Here is a 17,142-nt window from a genome sequence, read left to right as displayed (position 1 = left end):
GACGCCCGGCGTACGCGATCAGAGCGCCAAGAACCTGGTATTTCACACCGCATCCGCAGTAGGCTCCAGTTTGCCGAGCGTATCGATGGAGATCCGAGCCGCAGCCCGGGTGTAACGACCCAGCGGAGGTGTGACATGACGCTTGTTGACGTGGTGCCCGGCATGGTGCAGGCCGCGGCAAACGATCTGGCAGGCCTGAATACGACCCTCAATGCGGCCACTGCGGCCGCCGCTACCCAGATAACAACGGTCGTGGCCGCGGCCCAAGACGAGGTGTCGGCGGCGATCGCGGCGCTGTTTTCCGGCCATGGCCTGGCCTACCAGCAACTCAGTACCCAGGTGGGGGTCTTTTCCGACCAGTTCGTGGCGGCCCTGAGCGCCAGCGCCAGCGGCTATTCCGCCGCGGAAGCGGCCAACACCGGCCCGCTGCAGCAGCTGTTGACCCTCATCAACGCGCCGTTGCTGGCGGCCACGGGACGCCCGCTGATCGGCAACGGCGCCAACGGGGCCCCGGGGACCGGAGCCAACGGTGGCGATGGCGGCTGGTTGCTCGGTGACGGCGGGATCGGCGGCTCGGGGACACCGGGCACCGTCGCCAACCCGACCGGCGGGGTCGGCGGGGTTGGCGGGGCGGCGGGACTCTTGGGCTCGGGAGGCGCCGGCGGAGCCGGCGGGAGCTCGGCGTTCGGCGACGGAGGTGCCGGCGGAGTCGGCGGAGCCGGCGGATGGTTGTGGGTAACGCCGGGGCCGGCGGGGCCGGCGGGCCCGGCTTGTTCGGCTTCAACGGCGGCGCCGGTGGGGCCGGCGGGGCCGGCGGGGCCGGCGGACTGTTGGGTGCCGGGGGTCTCGGTGGCGCCGGCGGGTACGGCCCCGGCGGGGTCGGCGGGACCGGTGGGGCCGGTGGCGCCGGCGGGCTGCTGGCCGGGCTGGTCGGTGCCGGCGGCGGCCATGGCGGGACCGGCGGGTTCGGCGCCGGTGGGACCGGGGGCGATGGCGGGGCGGGCGGCAACGCCGGACTGTTCGGTGGCCCGGGTGGGGCCGGCGGCACGGGCGGAGTCGGTACCGGCGGGGACGGGGGCAATGGTGGGGCCGGCGGCAACGCCGGCGCGCTGTTCGGCACGGGCGGGGCCGGTGGGGCCGGTGGCAGCGGAGTTGCCGGCGCCGGTGGGGTCGGCGGGGCCGGCGGCAACGCCGGGTTGCTGTTCTCGGCCGGCGGCGTCGGCGGGGCCGGCGGGTACGGCTCCTCCGACGGCGGCACGGGCGGGGCCGGCGGCAACGGCGGGCTGCTGTACTCCAACGGCGGGGTCGGCGGGACCGGCGGCTACGGCGCTGCCGCCGCCGGTGGTGTCGGCGGGGCCGGCGGCAGCGCCGGCCTGGCGATCGGCGGCGGTGCCGGCGGCGAGGGCGCCACCACCGGCGGGGACGGTGGCGCGGGGGCACTGGGGTGCTCATCGGCAACGGCGGCAATGCCGGTGTCGGCGGGACCGGCCCGGCGGCCGGCGCGACGGGGGTCGGCGGGACCAGCGGGCTGTTGCTGGGGCTGGACGGATTCAACGCGCCAGCCAGCACCTCGCCACTGCATACCTTCCAACAACAAGCACTGGGCGCGGTCAACGCGCCCGTCCAGACCCTCACCGGGCGCCCGCTGATCGGCAACGGCACCCCCGGGGCCGCGGGCAGCGGCGCCGCCGGGACCGCGGGCGGATGGGTGTTCGGAGACGGCGGGCCCGACGGGTCCGGCGCGATGAGCACCGGTGCCGATGGCGGGGCTGGCGGTGCGGCCGGCACCGGTGGGGCCGGCGGTTCCGGCGGATACTCATCGACCGCGGATGGCGGCGTCGGCGGGGCCGGCGGCGCCGGCGGGCTGTGGGGCGGCGGAGGGATCGGCGGGGCTGGCGGCTTCGGCGCGTTGAACGGCGCGGCCGGTGGTGTTGGCGGAGCCGGCGGGCTGCTGGGTGGGCTGGTCGGAGCCGGCGGCGGTGACGGTGGGGCCGGTGGTTACGGCCTTACCGGTGCTGGTGGCGCCGGCGGGGCCGGCGGCAATTCCGGGCTGCTCAGCGGCCCGGGTGGTTCCGGCGGAACGGGCGGAGCGGGCGCCGTCGCCGACGGCGCTGTCGGTGGGGCCGGCGGCAGCGCCGGGTTGCTGTTCGGCAGCGGCCGGATCGGCGGCGACGGCGGGTTCGGCAGCAACACCGGCGGTGCCGGTGGGGCCGGCGGCAATGCCGGGTTGTTGTTCTCCAGCGCCGGGGCCGGTGGCTTCGGCGGATTCGGTGTCGCCAACGGCGGCGGTTCCGGTGGGGCCGGCGGCAATGCCGGCTTGCTCGGTTGCGGTGGGGCCGGCGGGGCCGGCGGGCTCGGTATCGCCGGCTCCGGCGGCTCCGGCGGGGCCGGCGGCACCGGCGGAATACTGCTGGGTACCGGCGGGGCCGGCGGTTCCGGCGCAGAATCGTTGGGTGTCGGCGATAGCGGCGGGGCCGGTGGCATGGGCGGTAACGCCGTGCTGATCGGCACCGGCGGCAACGGCGGTGTGGCCGCCGGCACCGGCACTCGCGGTGCCGGCGGCTCCGGTGGGCTGCTGCTCGGCCAAGACGGAAGCGACGGCCTGCCCTAGCCGATGCACCCGCCCCGAAGACATCAGGGCCCCGAAGCGCCTGACAGGCAACCCAATTGGTTCAGCGCAGCTCGTCGATGATCGCAGCGAGCGTGCGAAGCCCAATGGGTGCGGCCTGATACAGGCACACGGTGTCAGAGATCCCATCCACCCGATCGCGGATGTGCGCCGCAACGTCGGCGGGTGTGCCGCAGGCCGCCAAGGTGTGCATCATGGTGTCGTCGATCAGCGCGCCCATTTCCTGCCAGCGCCCCTGCTTGGACAGGGCATTGAGTTCGGGCTGCAAGCCTTCCCAGCCGTGCGCCGCCAGCACCGGCCGGTAGGCGGGGGTAGACCCGTAGAAGGCCAGCAGCCGTCTGGTGCCCGCGGCGGCTTGTTCCCGGTCGGCCTCGGTGTCGCCGGCCGACACAATGATCTCCGGAATTATCGTGAATTCGCCGGCCTGACGCCCGCCGGCACGCAGCCCCTAGTGTACCGCCGGCATCGTGTTGGCATGCAGAAAACGCTTGGAGCCAAACGGCATTACCAGCAGACCGTCGGCATGCTGGGCGACGGCCCGGGTCAGCCTGGGCCCGAGCGCACCGACGTATATCGGGGGCGGGCCGAAGGGAATTGGGCCGGGGTTGAAAGTCGGTGTCATCAGCGTGTGCCGGTAGAACTGTCCGCGAAAGTTCAACCGGTCACCGCAATTCCAGGCAGCAAAGATTGCCCGCAAGGCAGCGATCAGCTCGGTCATCCGGGCCACCGGGTGGTCGAACGCGGCGCCGAACCGATTCTCGATCTGGGCGCGCACCTGGGTGCCAAGGCCCAGGATGAATCGGCCGCCGCTGAGCAGCTGGTGGTCATAGGCCTGATGGGCCAGGTGTATCGGATTGCGTGGAAAAGCGATCGCCACGTTGGTCATCAGATCCAGGCCGCCTACCGTGGCGGCGAGGGTCAGTGGAGCGAATACGTCGTGTGGGCCCTCAAAGGTGGCTACCCCACTCGCACCGGCGTCCCGCAGCTCCCGCGCCCGCTCGGCGGCGTCGGCTAACCCGTACAACGCGGTGAAGACCCTCAACGCACCTGCCTGTCGACAATGTGGGCAGCGCCGCCGCCCGCCGGAATTTCGGGCAATCGAAATTTAGCGTACGGATGGGCTGAGATGCTGTTCACTGGAGGGCGTGACAAACCCATCGTGGATTGTCGACGTGGTGATAGTGGGCGCCGGCTTTGCCGGTCTAGCCGTAGCCCGCGACCTGGCGCGTCAAGGTCATGATGTGCTGGTACTAGAAGGTCGCGATCGCGTTGGCGGCCGCTCTTTCACCGGCTCCATCGCCGGATTGCCGGCGGATATGGGCGGCTCGTTCGTTGGCCCCACCCAGGACGCAGTCCTGGGTGGGGCCAACGAGTTGGGTGTTCCCACCGTTCCGACCTTCCACGACGGCAAGAACGTGATCCGCTGGCGCGGCGGGGTCCGCCCCTACAGCGGCACCATTCCCAGACTTTCGCTGACGGGGCTGCTCGACATCGCGCGGCTACGCTGGCAATTCGAGAGGCTTGCCCGCAGCATCCCGATATCGGCTCCCTGGGCTGCGAACCGGGCCGCCGACCTCGACGGTGTCTCGCTGCGGCAATGGCTGAGATCGGTTCGCGCTTCTGCGTCCTCACACGACCTGATGGCGATCATGACCCGGGTGACCTGGGAGTGCGAGCCCGACGACGTGTCCATGCTGCACGCGGCCCGCTACGTGCGGGCCGCCGGCGGGCTGGACCGGTTGCTCGATGTGGAAAACGGGGCCCAGCAGGAGCTCATCCCCGGCGGCACCCAGCAGATCGCCGAACTGGCCGCGGCCGAACTGGGCACCCATGTCGTGCTGGACGCACCCGTTCGTCGCATCGACCGACACGGTGCCGGTGTGACCGTCTCCTCCGATCAAGGCCAGGCCGAGGCGGGCTTTGTCATTGTCGCGATTCCGCCCGCGCATCGCGCCGCCATCGAGTTCAACCCCCCGCTGCCCACCGGGTACCAGGAACTCGCCGACAACTGGCCGCAGGGCCGGTTGAGCAAGGCCTACGCGGCGTATTCGACGCCATTTTGGCGCATCAACGGCTTCACCGGGCAGTCGTTGTCAGACATGGGCCCCGTTTTCATCACCTTCGACGCCAGTCCGCACGACGACGGTCCCGGCATTCTGATGGGCTTCGTCGACGCCCGTGAATTCGACTCGCTATCTGCCGACCAGCGTCGCGACCGGACGCTGCGCTGTTTCGCCTCGCTGTTCGGAGATGACGCGCTCGAGCCCCTCGACTACGCCGATTACTGCTGGGGCACAGAACAATTCGCGCCAGGCGGACCCACCGCCGCGGTACCGCCAGGGTCGTGGACCAGATACGGCCAGTTATTGCGAAAACCGGTCGGGTCGATTCACTGGGCCGGTACCGAGACCGCGGACGAATGGACCGGCTACTTCGACGGGGCGGTCAGGTCGGGCCAACGCGCTGCCGCGGAGGTCGCCGCCCTGCTATGAGCTGATGCGGGCCCGAGAGTGGCCGCCGACCGAATCGACGAGTGTCCGCAAGTGCCGGTTCACCTCGTGGTGCTGTTCCAGCATCGAGCAATGCCCGCCCGGCAATTCGACCAAATCGAAGACGTTGGGCGCAGTGCTTGCGATCTTGCGGGTCTGGCTGATCGGCGTGAGCCGATCACGCTCACTGCCGATCACCAGCGTCGGTACCGTCAAACCGTCCAGACTGATGTGGCGCGATCCGACCTCGCCGACCAGCATCCGCGCGCAGCCGCCACGGCCCGCCGCCGACGTCTGCGCGAACAGTTCGTAGAGCAGGCGTGCCGCGGTTGGATGGGCGTCGGCCCCGACCGCCATCATCGCGATCAAGTACTGGGTGGGAATCCGGACTGCGCTCGGGAGCGGAAACCCGCCGAACGCGTTGATCAGACCCCGGCCGGCAAAGTCTCGAGCCGCCGACAATTCCCCCGGCACCGACAGCATTCTGATCTTGCGCAGCAAGTCGCCGGTGGCGGTGTTGATCAATGCGACGGCGTCGGCACGCCGATGCACCTTGTGCCGGTAGCGCTCGGACCAAGCGGAGATAGCGATGCCGCCCATCGAATGTCCGGCAATCAGCGCCCGCTCGTGCGGGGCCAACGTCGCATCCAATACCGAATCCAGGTCGGAGGCAAGGTGTTCGAGGGTGTAGCCGCCGCGCCGCGGGATGCCGCTGCGCCCGTGACCACGATGATCGAATGCAATCACCCGGTAGTCGGTCGCCAGGTCGGCGATCTGGTAGGCCCAGGCCCGGATGGAGCAGACGAAACCATGCGTCAACACGATCGGGTAGCCATCGGCCGGCCCGAAGACCTGGGTGTGCAGTGCGGTGCCGTCCGCCGCGCGGACGGTAAGGCTGCGGCTCGGGGGTAGAACGTCCGGCAATGCAGCGGGCGCCTTGGTATGCGCCTTGCCGTCGGTGGCCTTCCGAGCACTCATCGCCGCTCCCCCTTCAACGCGGCCCCGTTGCCGCCTTCTGGATGGGCGCAAGTTTACATGAGCCCAATGTGCCGCCGATCACAATCCCCGAACACGGTCCGATAACGACCCCCGGGCCGCGGACCAGCCGCGATCGGGTGAAATATGAGACGCTGACGACGTGTCCCGGGTACCCCGCAGGAAATTCTTGGCGGCGACAGCGGGCCTGAGCTGCGGCGCCGCTGCCGAGTTGGGCGCCGGATGCGCGTCGAATCACGCAGCGCGGCCGAGCGCCCCCGCAACGCCGGCGGATAAGACGGATACGCGGTCGATTCTGGTCATCGGCGCCGGGATGGCCGGCCTGGGCGCCGCGCGTGCACTTGCCGATGCCGGATGGCCGGTGCGGCTGATCGAGGCCCGCGATCGGGTCGGCGGCCGGGTCAATACCGTCCGGGACTGGGACGTGCCGCTGGAAATGGGCGCCTCCTGGATCCTCGGCACGACCGACAATCCGCTCGTCGAGCTGGCCGGCCAAGTCGAGGCACGGCTTGCGCCAACCGACTATGACACCCCGGCCAAGCTGGCGGTTGACCCGCGCCTCGAGCCGATCAGCTACGACGACGACACCTGGCGACGGCTGGTGGCCCAAGCTCGCCGCGATGTCGACGACGGGAGTCTGGCCGCGGCGCTGGACGCTCAGGCCCCCCGTGACGACCTGTCCGACCGGGAGCGCGCCGAGTTGGCCTACTACGTCAACACCGTGATCGAAGACGAGTACGCCGCGGACGCGGATCAGCTCTCCGCGACGACTTACGACCAGGGCACGTATTCGAGCGGGCCGCAGGTCGTTATCACCAGCGGCTACGACGCATTGCCGCGGCGCCTCGCCGACGGGCTGCCGATCGTCTTCGGCACGAAGGTCGATTCCATGGTGCACAAGGATGACTCGGTGTTGGTGCGGGCGGCGGGCCGAACCTTCCAGGGGCCCGCGGCAATAGTCACCGCCCCACTGGGCGTCCTGAAAGCCGGCGCCATCACCTTTGATCCTCCCCTGCCCGATGACCACCGTCGCGCCATAGCCGCGTTGGGATTTGGAGTCCTGCCCAAGAGCTACTTCCGGTTCGACAGACGCACCTGGGATGCCGACAACGCCTTCTACCAGTTCCTCGGACCCCCGGGCAGCATGTGGTCACAGTGGCTTACCCTGCCGGCCGCCGCGGGCCCAATTGTGCTGGCCTTCAACGCCGGCCGTCGTGGCCGGCACGTGGAGTCCTGCTCCCCCAGTGAGTTGATGTCTGGCGCGCTACCGGTCGCCCGGCAGCTGTTCGGCAAAGACATCGCCCCCGCCGAGGTCCGATCGTCGGGTTGGAGCACCGATCCCCTTGCCCTCGGCTCGTATTCCTTCCACGCACCGGGATCCGGCCTCGACGATCGCCGCCAGCTGCAGGAACCGATCAGCGATCGCCTCTACCTGGCCGGTGAGGCCGTGGGGGTCGACAATCCCGCCACCGTGCACGGAGCGCTGATCAGCGGCCGATCCGCGGCCGCCGAGTTGATGCGCCAGCTGCAGTGACGACGCCGCGCTAGGCCCAAAACCTGGCGCTTTCAGCGGGTTTCGCGTCAACCATGTGGAGTTCTGCGATCTGTCCGCGCACGACCCGCAATAAGTGGGCCGCGTAGTTGTGCAGGTCTTGGAGCTGGTCACTGTCGCCTTTACGGGCACGGACCTCGACCATGACCAGGACACGATCGGTATCGACGGGCTGGGGCGGCTGGGTCAACTCGACCCGGAACTGCGCCGCATCCAGATCCATTGCCTCGATGCGGCGCAGGTAGTCTTCGCGTCCGTTGACGACGTCCGCACCGCCATCGGCGTTGGTGATGTGCGCAATCAGGTCGGCGGCGAGCAGATGTCGCATCGCGCCAAAGTCCGCCGCCGAGAACGCCGCAATGAAGTCCCGGGCGACCGTCGCAGGTTCAGGCCTCATCCACCACCGCCCGATCGGTGGTCGCTGGCGCGCGCATCAGGCCGTCGCGGTGCTACCGGACGGGGCCGATCAGTAGTCTTCGAGCGCGGCCACATTGCGCCAACTCGGCCATGTTGTCTCCCAGATTCGGTGGATGCGGCCGTCTCGGTATGCGGCGATGAGAAACTTCGATTCGCGTCGGCTTTTCCCCGGGCCGCGATGTGGTGATCCACACGCGTCCGGCGACCCGGTCGGGGGATTGCACCCACGCGTCCTCGTCGTATTCGATCGCGTAGCTGATGGCGCTCGCATAGATCTTGCGGTGCCCCTCGCTGAACTCGGCGAATTCCTGGCGCAGCCCCTCGGAATACATCACGAAGTCAGGGTCGTAGTAATGCCCGATCAACTCGGCGTTCTTGGCAACGACCATCTTCTCGAACATCTCACGAAGCAGCGCAATCGACACCCCGTGATCCTAGCCAGGCTCGGGTGGGCTTACGACGGCGGCGCCACGTCAGGCCGCCGGCAGTCCCTCGGCTCGGCCGCGATCGAGGTTGCGGAAGCCCGCGCACGCCTGCTTGGCGCCCAGGATGAATGGCAGCGACTTCAGCTCGAACTTGAACATCTCCGAAAACAGGCTCACGAAACCGCGTTCGGGCACCACGGGACGCACCTCGGCGGTGGCCAGATCGATTTAGTACGTCGGCGTTTGACCAATGCCTTCGAAATCGTGGGTCAGCGGCATCGAGAGCCCGCGTATCGACTCATCAAGGCATTCCGCAACGGACTCGGTCATCAGCACGTACTCCGACACCGGCACCGAGTTTTTCAGCATCCGGTGCACCAGGATGACGTCGACCCCGGCCAATTCAAGTCGGCGCTTGACCTTTTGCTCGGCAACCTCGCCCTCGTGCGCGACGAACTCCAGCGACAGATCATCGAGCTGTGCGCAGCTCTTGCAGTCGCAGGAGATGTCCTTCTTGATCCGTTCCCGTCGTTCCATAAAGGCTTGCCGCATGGCCGCGATACGTTCACAAACAACGACTTTCGCGTCTCCGCCGGGGGCCCAGAAGAATGCCGCGTCCCCCTCCAGCTTGGCCAGCTTGAGGCCTTTGCCGGCGTCGGTGACCGCCTCGAGCAGTTCGGCGACCGCCCACTGCGCGTGGGCCAGGTGCATCCGGTTCCAATTCATGTAATTGGTGTATCCGCCGATGTCGGCGATGGCGAGCACAGCGCGACGAATGGCCATGAACTCCGGAGTCTAGTGACTCAATCCCGGTCGAGGTAGGGGCACTGGCAATCGGGTGATAACGGCGCCGTCACGACGCCTTGCCGTATCGGTGAACCAATTGATCCTCGCCACAGGTGCTCACGTGCTGCAGACCCCGCTCGTCGCTGCCGAAAAATGTCCAGCGCTGCGGACTTCGCTGCGGTTCGCTGATCAGCTTGACCAGGAATGGAAGATGTTCGTCGTCCATGGTGCCGATGGTGTCACCGATCCGAATCTCGGATGGATGAACCTGTGGTGCATCACACCTGTCCTGCATGGCCATAACACCCATCCTTTTCTCACTGCGCGCCAAAGGTGACGCGTTGCCGATACGGTCGCTCGGATTGGGCGGACCGGAGTTTGTGGTACCCGCACGTAAGCTCGCCGACGTCCCGGGGTTCGGGCGGATTGATCAATCGGGAATCGCTGGAGCAGCGGGGTCAGGTTCGCAATCGGGCGGATGTTGCCCACCCAAGGCGCTCTGTGCACGCGCGGCCCGCACCACGTCGTCGCTGGTCCGGAATTCCTGGGTTTCGCGTTCGATGGGCATGATGGGCAGCCGCGCGGCCGTGCGCAGGATCATCTTCGCCAGGGCGACCGAGGTTCGGCACGGTACGACCAGCAGGTTTGCCAAGGCCCGGCTACCCGTGATCATCATCAGCCGCTGGCGCCCGGCGGGCCGAGCGGGTTCACCACTTCTGAGCGGGTTCAGCGCGTCGAGATCCGGTGAGCCGTCCAGCGAAGACCAGTTGACGCTGATCTCGATGATCTTGCCCAGGCGCGAGGACAGGGCGTCGACCAACTCGGGCAGCTCCTGGGATATCGAGGCTGTACGTGGCCACCATGCCCCGTCAAGGACCGCACCCAGATCGATCGCCACGGCAACCCGCACCGGACTAGCCAAGCGCCGAGCAGCCGCAGTTGCGCTCATGGCGTCAACAACATCGCGCCGGCGACAGCACGCTTTGTGCCGTCAAGACCTTGGCGCCCAATTTGCCGCGGCGAGATTGGCGGCGCAGGAACGGGTACCGCCTCCCGTTGGCCCGGCCAAGACACTTGGCGATCCATCCGCGATCCCTTCGCTTCGGGTAGACCCGGCACACGCATGTGAGGATCGACAAACAAAACCACGCACGGCCTGGCGTCTCAGTTATGAACAAGCACTCCGGTCAGCCCTGGCCAATGGATTCATGACCGACGTTACACCGTCGCCAGCTGCCACGGCGCCGGATCCCGTATTGATTGACATCGTCCGGCGCCCCGGCGGGCAGCCGCTCGCGGCCCAACGTCTCTATCGGGCGAACTTCAGCGTGCGTTGGGCCGGACCCACATATTCGCTGAGCGGACGGATCAACTTGTTGGACGCGGTCTGTTCCATAATGTGTGCGGTCCACCCGGTAATACGGCTCATCACGAAGATCGGGGTAAAGGAGCCGATATCGAATCCCATCAAGTGGTAGGCGGGACCGGTGGGAAAGTCCAGATTCGGCCTGATTCCCGTGGCGGCCAGCATCTCCCGCTCCAAGACCTGGTAGATGTCCAGCCACCGCTGGCCATCACGCACGGCAGCCACCCGGTCGAGGGCCCGTTTCATGGTCGGGACCCGGGAATCGCCGTTGCGATACACCCGATGGCCAAAGCCCATCACCTTTTCCTTGCGAGCCAGCTTGCGCCGCAACCATTTCGATGTCTGGTCCGCCGAACCGATCTCGAGCATGTCGCGCATCACCGCTTCGTTTGCCCCGCCGTGCAGCGCCCCCTTGAGCGCACCGATCGCCGCCGCTACCGCGCTGTAGATGTCGGATTGGGTGGATGTGACGACCCGGGCGGCGAACGTGGAAGCGTTGAAGCTGTGTTCGGCGTAGAGCACCAGGGATTGCTCGAAGGCATCCACAACCGCGCTCTCGGGGACATCGCCGAAGCACATGTGCAAGAAGTTCTGCGCGTAACTCATGTGGCTGTGGGGCGCGATGGGTGCCAAGCCGCGCCGACGCCGCATATCGGCCGCAACGATGGTGGGCAGTACCGCAAACATCCGCAGCGACTTGGCGTAGTTGGACCTCGGGCTGCTGTCGTCCTCGTCGGGGTCTTCGGCCCCCAGGTAGCTGATCAATGTCCGCACCACGTCCATCGGGTGGCAGGTATCGGGCAGTTTCGCCAACAGCGACAACATGGATCGGTTCAACCGGCGGGCGGCGCGCTCGCGCTGCATGAACAATGCCAGCTGCTGGTCGTCGGGAAGCTCGCCGTGCCACAACAAGTAGGCCACCTGCTCGAAGCTGCAGTGCGCGGCGAGGTCCTCAACCGGATACCCGCGATAGGTGAGCGAGTTGGTCTCGGCAACAACCTTGGAGATGGCGGTGTTGTCGACCACGACGCCGGCCAGGCCCTTACAGATTCGAGGTGTGTCGTCGAGGGTGCTCATGGCCGATCTCCTTGGCGGACGAAGTTGTAGATGCTGGAGTCGAACTGCTGGTAGTCGGCGTAGCGCAATAGCTCGTAGAGCCGGCTACGCTGCTGCATGCGGTTCAGAAGTCCGGATTGGGTTCCCGCATCGGCGATTTCGCGAAGACCGGCCTCGACAGCGTACATGGCTAGTCGCAGGGTGGTCACCGGATAGATCACCACGTTGTAGCCGATCCCGCGGAGCTCATCGGCGCTCAGCAGCCCAGACTTTCCGAACTCGGTCATGTTGGCCAGCAACGGTGTATCCACCGCCGCGCGAAACTGTTCGAACTCCGCGGGGGTGCGCAGCGCCTCGGTGAAGATCAGGTCGGCGCCCGCGTCGGCGTAGGCCTTGGCCCGATCGATCGCAGCGGAGGGCCCTTCGACCGCCGCGGCGTCGGTGCGAGCGCAGACGATGAAATTGGGGTCGCGCCGCGCCGATACCGCGGCCCGCAGCCGACTGACCATCACGCCGACGGGCACCACCGCCTTGCCGTCCAGGTGCCCACACCGCTTGGGGTTGACTTGATCTTCCAGGTGGCAGCCGGCCAGCCCGGCATCTTCGAGCACGGCCACCGTGCGGGCCGCGCTCATCGGTTCACCGAAACCGGTGTCGGCATCGATGAAAGTGGGCAGCTCGCTGGCGGCCGCGATCTGCGCTCCCCGCGCGCTGACCTCGGTCAGGGTGGTCAAGCCGATGTCGGGCAACCCCAGGTCGGCCGAGAGCGCAGCACCGGATACGTACACCCCGTCGAAGCCGATCTCGGCGACCAATCGGGCCACGAGCGGCGAATAGGCTCCCGGGAATCGCAGCAGCCGGCCACTTTCCAGCGCAGCGCGAAACCCGGTGCGCTTCTCGGTCGCCGACACCGCGGTGCCCAACACCGTTTTCATCACAAGATCCCGGGCGGAATCGTCGGGGACCGGTCCAGCACCCCCGCATCGGCGATCGGGTTGAGCCCACCCAGCGAGCCCGCCGGCAGGCTCGACAGGCCCTCGACCGTCGAGAGGAACCGTCGCTGCTCGGTTTCACCGATCACCCCGTCGGACAGGCCGAGGAACTTGGCCACGTACTGCTTGCGCTCAAAAGGACGGGCCCCCAGCGGATGAGCGTCCGCGACGGCCAGCTCGTCGACGATCACCTGGCCAGTGTTGAGGGTGATTTCCGCGCGCGCACCGAATGCCTTTTCCGCCGGATCGGCGCTGTGGTAGCGCCGGGTCCACTCCGGATCTTCGACCGTGGAGATCTTGTGCCACAGCGCCACCGTGTCCGGTCGGTGCGCCCGCTGCGGCGAGTAGGAGCGCACGTGATGCCAGCTGCCGTCCTGCAGGGCGACCGCAAAGATGTACATCACCGAGTGGTCGAGGGTCTCCCGCGAGGCATCCGGGTCGAACTTCTGCGGGTCGTTGGAGCCGGTGCCTATCACCACGTGCGTGTGATGGCTGGTGTGCAGCACGATGGTCTCGATCTGGTCTGAGTCACCGATGCGCCCGCGCATCCGCCGGGCCAGATCGATGAGGGCCTGGCTCTGATATTCGGCCGAATGCTCTTTGGTGTAGCTGTCCAGAATGGCCCGCTTTGGTTCACCGCGGCCGGGCAGTGCGACGTGGTAGGTGTGCTCGGGGCCCGACAGTAGCCAGGCGATCACGCCGTCCTCGCCCTCCCAGATCGGCGCCGGCGCCCCTTCCCCACGCATCGCGCGGTCAACCGCTTCGATGGCGACCTTGCCCGCCCAGGCGGGTGCGAACGCCTTCCAGCTGGAGATCAATCCCTTGCGCGACTGCCGGGTGGACGTCGTCAGGTGCAGGGCCTGGCCGACCGCGGAGTAGATGGTGTCGGGGTCCAGCCCGAGCATGGTGCCCAGACCGGCCGCCACCGATGGGCCCAGGTGTGCCACGTGGTCGACCTTGTGCTCGTGCAAGCAGATTCCGCGGACCAGGGCCATCTGGATCTCGTAGCCGGTGGCGATGCCTCGGATCAGGTCGGTGCCATCCAGGCCGAGGTGCTGGGCGACGGCGACCAAGGGTGCGATGTTGTCGCCCGGGTGGGAGTATTCGGCAGCCAGAAAGGTGTCATGAAAATCCAACTCGCGCACCGCGACTCCGTTGGCCCAGGCCGCCCACTCCGGCGCATGGTTCCCAGTGATGCCGAAAACCTTTGCGCCCCTGTCTGACCGCGGATACGCCCGTGCCTGCGCCCGGGCCACGGCCACCGGGCGGCGGGTGAGCGAAGCTGCCGACACCGCAGCGTTGTCGATGATCCGGTTGATCACCATCGCCGCGGTTTCGGCGGGCACCGCGACCGGGTCCGCCGCCACCTCGGCGATCTGGTACGCCAGGTGTTCACGGCGTGGGAAGTCCTCGGCGCTGCGTCTGGTTCGAACGTCGTGCATCCGCATAAACCGCACAGTACGCAGCCACACATTCGGGGTAAATGCCCTATAAGGGCGTAATTTTGTGTCCTCACCGGCGCGATTTTGCAAATCTTGTGAAAGGCGGTGCGCGTAGGGTGTCACACGTGCCAAAGACCTTCGCCGGGGCGCGGCTGAGGCGACTCCGCGAGGACCACGGGCTGACCCAGGTGGCGCTGGCACGCGCGCTGGGCCTGTCGACCAGCTACGTCAATCAGCTGGAAAACGACCAGCGCCCGATCACGGTCTCGGTGCTGCTCGCTCTTGCCGAACGTTTCGACTTGCCGACCCACTATTTCGCGCCGGACTCCGATGCACGGCTGGTCTCGGACTTGCGTGAGGTCTTCGCCGAGGGGCCCGCCACCCCGGCGCAGATCGAGGAACTGGTGGCCCGGATGCCCGCGGTGGGACAGACGCTGGTCAACCTGCATCGACGGCTCTACGACGCCACCGCCGAGCTCGAAGCGCTGCACAGCCGCGCCACCGCCGACGTTTCGGCGGTGTCCGGGCAGCCGATGCCCTTCGAAGAAGTCCGCGACTTCTTCTATGACCGAAAGAACTACATCGGCGAATTGGACATCGCCGCGGAGCAGATGTTCGGCCGCCACGGCCTGCACCTCGGGGGGCTTGACGCGCAATTGGCGCGGCTACTCGGCGACAACCTCGGCATCACCGTGGTGCTCGACGATGGGCAGTCGCTAAACCCCAACTCCAAGCGCATGTTTCAGCCAGAGTCCAAGACGCTCTACCTGGCCCGCTGGCTCAACCGCGGCCAGCGCACCTTTCAGCTGGCCACTCAGATCGCGCTGCTGACCCAGGCCGACCTGATCACCGGCATCATCGCCGGTGACGATCAGCTCAGCGATGAGGCGCGGGGGGTGGCCCGCATCGGTCTGGCCAACTACTTCGCCGGAGCGTTGCTGCTGCCCTACCGGCCGTTTCTGGACGCGGCCGCAAGCACGCGCTATGACATCGATCAACTGGCGCGCCGATTCGAGGTCGGCTTCGAGACCATCTGTCACCGGCTGTCCACCCTGCAGCGCCCCAACGCCCGCGGGGTCCCGTTCATCTTCGTCCGCACCGACAGTGCCGGAAACATCTCCAAGCGCCAATCCGCCACGGCATTTCACTTCTCCCGAGTCGGCGGGAACTGTCCGCTGTGGGTGATTCACCAAGCGTTCGCCCGGCCCGGTCAGTTCCTGACCCAGGTGGCCCAGATGCCCGATGAGCGAACCTATTTCTGGATCGCCCGAACCACCACCGCCGAGCCCAGCCGCTACCTCGGACCCGGGAAGAGCTTTGCCATCGGCCTGGGATGCGACCTGGCCCACGCCGACAAGCTGATCTACTCCGCCGGGGTCGACCTGACCGACACCGAGGCGATCGCCGCCATCGGCGCGGGCTGCAAGATCTGCGATCGCCCCTCCTGCCCGCAACGCGCCTTCCCCTACCTGGGCCGCCCGGTGCGGGTAGATCCGCACACCAGCACCGATCTGCCTTATCCGCCGGCGATCAGCACAGAGCGCTAGGGCGCCCTCTCGGCTGAGGCGACGAACGTTGGGCCCCAGCGCAAGTGGCCTCAGCCGCCGGTGGCGGCGCGCACCGCTTCGACGACGGCGCTGATGTCACGTTCGCGGTTTTCCGGCGCGAGTGGCCAGTGGGTCATCCTCAGCTCGGTGACGCCCGCGTCCCGCAGCGTTTTTGCCCGCTCGGCCACGTCGGCCAGGTCGGGTCGGCCATCCGCATCAGCTTTGACCCGCAGCGCGCCCGCTACGCCGAAACCGTTCGGGTCGCCACCGGCATGTGCCACCGCCGCGCGCATCCGCGCGATTCCCGCGGCGACATCGCGCGCGTCGGGACCCCAGGGAATCCAGCCCGCTCCGAAGCGCGCCAGCCGGCGGGCGACCGCCCGGTTGACCGTCCCACTCACCCAGATCGGCACTCCCCCCGGCTGCGCGGGCTTGGGCATCTGATGGATCCGCTCGAAATTCAGCCCCGCAGACTCAAAGCTGACCTCGTTCTCCCGCCACAAGCGCTGACACACTTCCAGGGTCTGATCCAGGACCGCCCCGCGGCGGTCGAAGTCGACACCAGCGGCCTCGTATTCCTCGCGCTGCCAGCCCACGCCCACACCGATGTCGATGCGCCCACCTGACAGCACATCCATGGTGGCCAGGGTTTTCGCCAACACCGCCGCGGGCCGCAGCGCGGCGAGCAGGATGTTGGTGCCCAACCGGATTCGTTCGGTGCGAGCGACAAGATAAGTCAGTGTGGTCAGCGGCTCCAACCAGTGGCCGTCCGGGCCGGTGGGCTGGCGGCCACCGGCGGTTCCCCCCGTCGCGGGATTTGCGTAGGCGTCCATGTGCGCGCCGAACGCGATGTGCTCGGAAACCAGCACTCGATCAAACCCACAGCCCTCGAGAAGTTGGGCCCAGTCGGTCAGGTGTTCCCAGCTCGGTGGCGGCTCGGCCGAAAATGAGGGGATCCCCATCGACAGTTGCACCGAGGTCATGCCCCGCCTTCGGTGATCGACACGGGACGGTCCTCGGTGGCATCGATGGCGACGGTGCGGTGCGAGATCCGCCACGCCCCGTCGCCGCCGAGCAGATACCGGTCCAGGTAGCGGATGTACATCACGTGGTTACGCCAGGCACCTTGCTTCTCACTGAAATGGTTGGCGGTGCAATAGACTTCGCCGCTGGCCGTCTTCCCTTCGATGACGTAGAGGCTTTGCGCCACCAGGTGTACGGTGCGCGGGAAGCGCGCCACGATGGTGATGATCCCCGCTAGCTCGCTGTGACCGGTGAGCAGTGCGGGTTCGCGTCCGGGGCGGTGGATTCGCATCGTCGCATCGGGGGTGAACACCTCGATGAGGGCAGCACTGTCTCGGTGATCGACCGCTGCCGCGTATCGGCGGGACAGCGCTTCGAGCTCGGGACTGGAAATTGCCGTCGAGATATCCATCTGCATGCCA

Annotated in this window: 13 protein-coding genes and 4 pseudogenes; 4 read left to right on the top strand and 13 right to left on the bottom strand. The window is 67.6% G+C overall.

What is annotated here, in order from left to right:
• Positions 1-42 precede the first annotated feature (42 nt).
• Positions 43-309: a hypothetical protein gene (locus tag SHTP_RS28645; protein WP_231991826.1), complete on the bottom strand. Its 267-nt coding sequence runs from the start codon at positions 307-309 to the stop codon at positions 43-45.
• Between SHTP_RS28645 and SHTP_RS07215 the strand changes: the two are divergent.
• Positions 196-2,611 (top strand): annotated as a pseudogene (locus SHTP_RS07215) (PE family protein). The gene SHTP_RS28645 and the pseudogene SHTP_RS07215 overlap by 114 nt on opposite strands.
• 61 nt (positions 2,612-2,672) lie before the next feature.
• Here the strand turns inward: SHTP_RS07215 and SHTP_RS07210 are convergent.
• A pseudogene (locus tag SHTP_RS07210) lies at positions 2,673-3,671 on the bottom strand (TIGR03617 family F420-dependent LLM class oxidoreductase).
• Positions 3,672-3,774: 103 nt separating this feature from the next.
• On the opposite strand from SHTP_RS07210, the gene SHTP_RS07205 reads away from it, so the two are divergent.
• Entirely contained in the window at positions 3,775-5,121 is a 1,347-nt protein-coding gene (locus SHTP_RS07205) for a flavin monoamine oxidase family protein (RefSeq protein WP_096370179.1), read from the top strand.
• On the opposite strand, the gene SHTP_RS07200 is transcribed toward SHTP_RS07205, so the two are convergent.
• A complete protein-coding gene (locus SHTP_RS07200) occupies positions 5,116-6,096 on the bottom strand; it encodes an alpha/beta fold hydrolase (RefSeq protein WP_197706233.1) in 981 nt (326 codons plus the stop codon). The two genes, SHTP_RS07205 and SHTP_RS07200, sit on opposite strands and share 6 nt — an antisense overlap.
• A 160-nt stretch (positions 6,097-6,256) precedes the next feature.
• On the opposite strand from SHTP_RS07200, the gene SHTP_RS07195 reads away from it, so the two are divergent.
• Positions 6,257-7,648: a flavin monoamine oxidase family protein gene (locus SHTP_RS07195; protein ID WP_096370178.1), complete on the top strand. Its 1,392-nt coding sequence runs from the start codon at positions 6,257-6,259 to the stop codon at positions 7,646-7,648.
• A 10-nt stretch (positions 7,649-7,658) separates the two neighbouring features.
• On the opposite strand, the gene SHTP_RS07190 is transcribed toward SHTP_RS07195, so the two are convergent.
• The 8 genes and pseudogenes from SHTP_RS07190 to prpD form a co-directional block, all read right to left on the bottom strand.
• The gene (locus SHTP_RS07190; RefSeq protein WP_096370177.1) at positions 7,659-8,063 is read right to left on the bottom strand and encodes a nuclear transport factor 2 family protein; all 405 of its coding nucleotides are present in this window, start codon (positions 8,061-8,063) and stop codon (positions 7,659-7,661) included.
• A gap of 69 nt (positions 8,064-8,132) precedes the next feature.
• Positions 8,133-8,508, bottom strand: a pseudogene (locus SHTP_RS07185) (nuclear transport factor 2 family protein).
• Between the two features lie 48 nt (positions 8,509-8,556).
• Positions 8,557-9,291, bottom strand: a pseudogene (locus SHTP_RS07180) (DUF2652 domain-containing protein).
• Positions 9,292-9,361: 70 nt separating this feature from the next.
• On the bottom strand, positions 9,362-9,595 hold the full coding sequence (locus tag SHTP_RS07175; protein WP_011740453.1) for a hypothetical protein: 234 nt from the start codon (positions 9,593-9,595) through the stop codon (positions 9,362-9,364).
• Positions 9,596-9,724: 129 nt separating this feature from the next.
• Positions 9,725-10,243: a DUF5994 family protein gene (locus SHTP_RS07170; RefSeq protein ID WP_231991309.1), complete on the bottom strand. Its 519-nt coding sequence runs from the start codon at positions 10,241-10,243 to the stop codon at positions 9,725-9,727.
• Positions 10,244-10,603: 360 nt separating this feature from the next.
• Entirely contained in the window at positions 10,604-11,737 is a 1,134-nt protein-coding gene (locus SHTP_RS07165; RefSeq protein ID WP_096370175.1) for a bifunctional 2-methylcitrate synthase/citrate synthase, read from the bottom strand.
• Positions 11,734-12,651 carry a methylisocitrate lyase gene (gene prpB / locus SHTP_RS07160; RefSeq protein ID WP_015354914.1) on the bottom strand — a complete coding sequence of 306 codons (918 nt, stop codon included), beginning with the start codon at positions 12,649-12,651 and terminating at the stop codon, positions 11,734-11,736. Before prpB ends, SHTP_RS07165 begins: the two co-directional genes overlap by 4 nt.
• Entirely contained in the window at positions 12,651-14,156 is a 1,506-nt protein-coding gene (prpD, locus tag SHTP_RS07155) for a 2-methylcitrate dehydratase PrpD (protein WP_197706232.1), read from the bottom strand. Before prpD ends, prpB begins: the two co-directional genes overlap by 1 nt.
• A 110-nt stretch (positions 14,157-14,266) precedes the next feature.
• On the opposite strand from prpD, the gene SHTP_RS07150 reads away from it, so the two are divergent.
• The gene (locus SHTP_RS07150) at positions 14,267-15,697 is read left to right on the top strand and encodes a short-chain fatty acyl-CoA regulator family protein (protein ID WP_096370174.1); all 1,431 of its coding nucleotides are present in this window, start codon (positions 14,267-14,269) and stop codon (positions 15,695-15,697) included.
• Positions 15,698-15,747: 50 nt separating this feature from the next.
• On the opposite strand, the gene SHTP_RS07145 is transcribed toward SHTP_RS07150, so the two are convergent.
• Positions 15,748-16,680, bottom strand: a complete 933-nt coding sequence (locus SHTP_RS07145; RefSeq protein ID WP_096370173.1) for a TIGR03619 family F420-dependent LLM class oxidoreductase — start codon at positions 16,678-16,680, stop codon at positions 15,748-15,750.
• The gene (locus SHTP_RS07140; protein ID WP_231991308.1) at positions 16,677-17,132 is read right to left on the bottom strand and encodes a nuclear transport factor 2 family protein; all 456 of its coding nucleotides are present in this window, start codon (positions 17,130-17,132) and stop codon (positions 16,677-16,679) included. The genes SHTP_RS07145 and SHTP_RS07140 overlap by 4 nt, the downstream gene beginning before the upstream one ends.
• Positions 17,133-17,142 lie beyond the last annotated feature (10 nt).

The sequence above is a fragment of the Mycobacterium ulcerans subsp. shinshuense genome, from assembly GCF_002355775.1.
In the GTDB taxonomy this organism is placed as follows: domain Bacteria; phylum Actinomycetota; class Actinomycetes; order Mycobacteriales; family Mycobacteriaceae; genus Mycobacterium; species Mycobacterium marinum.
This window is presented reverse-complemented; position numbering and strand designations above follow the sequence as displayed.